The organism is Streptomyces californicus (assembly GCF_000717645.1).
In the GTDB taxonomy this organism is placed as follows: domain Bacteria; phylum Actinomycetota; class Actinomycetes; order Streptomycetales; family Streptomycetaceae; genus Streptomyces; species Streptomyces californicus.
The window spans coordinates 1-1,967 of record NZ_JNZZ01000067.1 but is presented as its reverse complement, the minus strand read 5'-3'; the positions used below and the strand labels follow the sequence as shown (position 1 = coordinate 1,967).

1 protein-coding gene and 1 pseudogene are annotated in these 1,967 nt (G+C 70.8%); both read left to right on the top strand.

Features of this window, described 5'->3' with window-relative positions:
- Positions 1 to 157 precede the first annotated feature (157 nt).
- A complete protein-coding gene (locus IF19_RS01000000135225) occupies positions 158 to 1,033 on the top strand; it encodes an ETEC_3214 domain-containing protein (protein ID WP_050493930.1) in 876 nt (291 codons plus the stop codon).
- A 107-nt stretch (positions 1,034 to 1,140) separates the two neighbouring features.
- Positions 1,141 to 1,967: pseudogene (locus IF19_RS0134215) on the top strand (pentapeptide repeat-containing protein); the annotation flags it as partial.

The following is a 1,967-nucleotide window of genomic DNA, read 5'->3' as shown; positions in this document are numbered from 1 at the left end:
GAGTGTCGGTCACCGGGCGCACCGGTCAGGGAGGTGCGCGGCCAGGGGGCGGGTCGAGACTGGCCGTCGCATACGGCCGCGGCGCAAAGCCGTCGTTCCGCCGGGCCGAACCGGCAATTTCGGAACACGCGGGCAGGGGGCGCGGCAGGATGTCCGCGTGTCCTTCTCTCCCGTGATCGAGACCAGGCTGAATGTCTGGACGCTGGCCGCCGTCCTCACCGCCCTCTACGGGCTGTTCGGCATCGCCCGCGGGTGGTGGCACGCGTCTCTCGGGAAACGCCGCCGGGTGATCCGGGCCTACCGTGGCATCGCGCCGTACGTCCGCCACGACTACGTCACGGAGCAGTTCGGCGAGCCCGCCTGGCAGCGCAAGACGACGGTCCGGCAGTACTCGGCCCCCACCGGCGAGAACGAGTGCGAGGAGCCGCTGCAGGACGTCGAGGTGACGGTTCGGACGTGGCCGCTGGGCGTGCTCGGCTACCTCGTCACCTGGTGCAACGACGACAACGAGGTGCTGATGTACTCCCTCACCGCCCGCAGCCGGCTCTTCCGCCGGCGGGTCTCCATCGGGCCGCACCGGATCACCCTCGGCAAGACTCCGCTGGCCGCTCTGCCCAGTCCCAACGCGGAGGACTGCGGACCGTGGTTCGAGCTCGGCGCCCGCCGCTTCAGCTACGCCGAGGAGCACTACTTCGGGAACCCTGGCGGATACCTCCGCTGGGTGGTGGGAATGAGCGACGCCGGCTCCCCTCTGACTCCGCCGGTCGGCTGCAACGGGGATGCGTGGGCTGCCGAAGACGTAGCCGCGTTCCGGCACGCCGCCCGCACCAACTCCGTGCTCGTCATCGGCCCCGCGATAGACACGGAAGGGGTCCTCCCCCGCGGTATCGCGCCCGACCTCGACACCGTCCGGCTCCTCGAACTCCGCCACCCCATCCGCGTCGCACTGACCACCAGGTACTACGCCGCCAAGGCCGCGGTCGAGCGCTGGGAAGAGCGCAAACGGGAGGTGCGGGAAGGCCCTCTTGCGTAGCCTTCGCCTCTCAAGCGACCAGGCCGGTCCTTCAAATCGAATCTGAACTGCTCCTGCCCTGCGGGAGTCCGTGCGGGCAAGCCCTGAAACTGTGGAGTCGCAGCGCCATGAGCACACCCGTACCGCCGCCCTGGCCGCACTGTGCACACGGCGCCGATCCTGCGGCCGACCCCATCGGATGCCGAGGCATCCATGTCCCGGGCCACACCGCGTGCCTCGCCCACCTGGCCCACACCGACCGCCACGCCTACCTGACCGACCTAGCCCCTGGCACCGACATCGACCACCGGGGCACCACCTTCACCCCGTCGCTCCTGCAAGCCCTCTTGAACGCCGTCCATGACCTGTCGACCGGCGTGACCCGCTTCGGCAACGCCCAGTTCGACTCCGCGACCTTCACAAAGGCAGACCGCGTCGGGCCGCTGGTGTGTGCTGGTCGGGTGGTTCTGTCCGGTGCGATGTTCGGCGGCCCGGTGACTCTGTCGCTCGCTGCGCGGCGTTTGGAGTGTCGGCGGACTCTTTGGGCGGCGACGGCCGAGCTACGTCTGCGCTACACCACGGTCGATTTCGCCCACGCGGTGTTCGAGTACCCCCTCACCATCGCGGCCGAGTCCGATCCCTTCGTACTCGCCGACGGTTCCGAGCTGGCGGAGGGGGCGTTCGCGGGTGCCCCGGGCGCGGGGGTGGGGCTGGCGTCGCTGCGCGGGGTGGATGCCGCCCACCTGGTCCTGGCCGACGTCGATCTGTCGCCCTGCCTGTTCGCCGGTGCGGTGCACCTGGACCAGCTGCGGCTGGAGGGGGCCTGCACGTTCGACTCCCCTCCGTCCCCTGCTGGGCGGCGGCGCTGGTCACTCGTCCGGTTCACCCAGCGCCGCGTCCTGGCCGAGGAGCACCACTGGCGCGCCGGCCGGGCGGGAGCGGTGCGGGGGTGGAA